Here is a 1624-nt window from a genome sequence, read left to right as displayed (position 1 = left end):
CGGCACCCCTTCCTCGCGGAAGAGGTTGGAGGTGGCGGATTTTCCCATACCGATGGAACCCGTCAGTCCAAGGATGATCATTGAGTGGCCTCCAGCAGCGCGCGGGCGCGGACATGCGCGGCGGCAAGGTCCGGCGTGACGCCGAACCAGGCCTCGAAGCTGAGGGCAGCCTGCGCGACAAGCATGCCTAGCCCGTCCAGCGTGCGCCAGCCCTGACGGCGCGCTTCGGCCATCGCTGCGGCGGCGCCTTTCCCATAGCTGATATCATAGAAGGTGCCTCCCGCCGATTGCGGCAGGTTGAGCGTGCCGCCGCCATGACCGAGGCTGAGCGTATTGACGACGAGGCTGGCGCGGTGGATCTGTCGCAGCCCTTGCTCCAGCGACAGGATGCGCGCCGCCGGCGCGAGATCGAGCGCGAGCGCTTCGGCGCGGGCCATCGTACGGTTACAGAGGGTAAGCCGCGCGCCGCGCTGTGACAGCACATCCGCCACCGCCCGGGCGGACCCCCCTGCCCCCAGGAGGAAAACCTCCCGGCCGTCGACAGATATATCGCCGTAGTCGAGCGTCAGGGCAAAGCCAGGTGCATCGGTATTGCCGGCATGCCAGGCGCCCTCTGCGGTAGGGACCAGCAGGTTCGCGGCGCCGATCCGGCGCGCGGTGTCACTGGCGCTGGCGGCAAGTCTCAGCGCCTCTTCCTTGTGCGGTAGCGTGACATTCAGTCCGATGGCCTCATGGGCGCGCAGCGAGGCGAGCGAATCGGCGAGTTCCCCCGCCTTCACTTCCAGCGCGGCGTAGACCGCGTCAATGGCGTTCTCCCGAAGCCACTGGTTGTGGATATAGGGCGACAGCGAATGCGCGACGGGATCTCCGATGACGCCGAGCAGCCCGGTCATAACGCCAGGACCTTCCGGATACGCAGGTAGTCTAACAATGGCAGCAGCGGCAGGCCGAGGATCGAGAAGTAATCGCCTTCGATACGTGTGAAAAGCTGCGCGCCGAGGCCTTCGAGCTGGTAGGCGCCGACCGTGGACAGCAGGGCGGGACCGCAGCGCGCCGTGTAGTCCTCGATGAAGACTGGCGAGAGGGGACGCATGGTCAGCTTGGGCCGTGCCAGATGGCGCCAGACCGGGCGGCCCTCCTCGCAGACGACGATGGCGGTTTCCAGCGTGTGGCTCTTGCCGGACAGGCGGCCGAGATGGCTTTTGGCCTCGGCCAGATCGCGGGGCTTGTCGAAGGCTTCATCACCGAGCGCCAGCATCTGGTCTGCGCCGATGACGAGGCCTGGGCGCGATTGCGAGACGCGTACGGCTTTCAGCTCCGCAAGCTGCATGGCCTGGTCGCGCACCGGGACGCCGTCTGCGCGCATGGTTGTGCGGTAGGACTCCTCATCGACATTCGGCGCAGCAGACCCGGCGGCCACGCCGGCGGCGGCGAGCAACGCGCGGCGGCTGACGCTGCTGGAGGCGAGCGTGACGGCAAGGTTCATGGATGACCCCGCCGTTCATGCAGAAAGTTCAGGATCGCGGCGGCGGTTTCTTCCACCGAGCGGCGCGAGACATCAATGGTCTTCCACTGGTTGCGCTGGAAAAAGCGGTTTGCCTGCGTGATTTCCTCGCGCACCGCT

Annotated in this window: 4 protein-coding genes; all 4 read right to left on the bottom strand. The window is 66.7% G+C overall.

What is annotated here, in order from left to right; genetic code table 11:
- Positions 1–81: dephospho-CoA kinase (locus tag WEA77_RS15695; RefSeq protein ID WP_368068807.1), on the bottom strand; the 81-nt coding region annotated here is incomplete at its 3' end.
- Positions 78–893 (bottom strand): shikimate dehydrogenase, encoded by an 816-nt coding sequence (aroE, locus tag WEA77_RS15690; RefSeq protein ID WP_368068805.1) that lies wholly within the window; start codon positions 891–893, stop codon positions 78–80. The genes WEA77_RS15695 and aroE, both read right to left, overlap by 4 nt.
- A complete protein-coding gene (locus WEA77_RS15685; protein WP_368068804.1) occupies positions 890–1486 on the bottom strand; it encodes a Maf family protein in 597 nt (198 codons plus the stop codon). Before WEA77_RS15685 ends, aroE begins: the two co-directional genes overlap by 4 nt.
- Positions 1483–1624: kinase/pyrophosphorylase (locus WEA77_RS15680; RefSeq protein WP_368068806.1), on the bottom strand; the 142-nt coding region annotated here is incomplete at its 5' end. The genes WEA77_RS15685 and WEA77_RS15680, both read right to left, overlap by 4 nt.

It is taken from the genome of Hyphomonas sp., from assembly GCF_040882205.1.
GTDB lineage: Bacteria > Pseudomonadota > Alphaproteobacteria > Caulobacterales > Hyphomonadaceae > Hyphomonas.
This window is presented reverse-complemented; position numbering and strand designations above follow the sequence as displayed.

Bases quoted from the DNA above. Each gene is read 5' to 3' on its own strand.
- aroE (WP_368068805.1), bottom strand. From the start codon at position 893: ATGACCGGGCTGCTCGGCGTCATCGGAGATCCCGTCGCGCATTCGCTG.
- WEA77_RS15685 (WP_368068804.1), bottom strand. From the start codon at position 1,486: ATGAACCTTGCCGTCACGCTCGCCTCCAGCAGCGTCAGCCGCCGCGCG.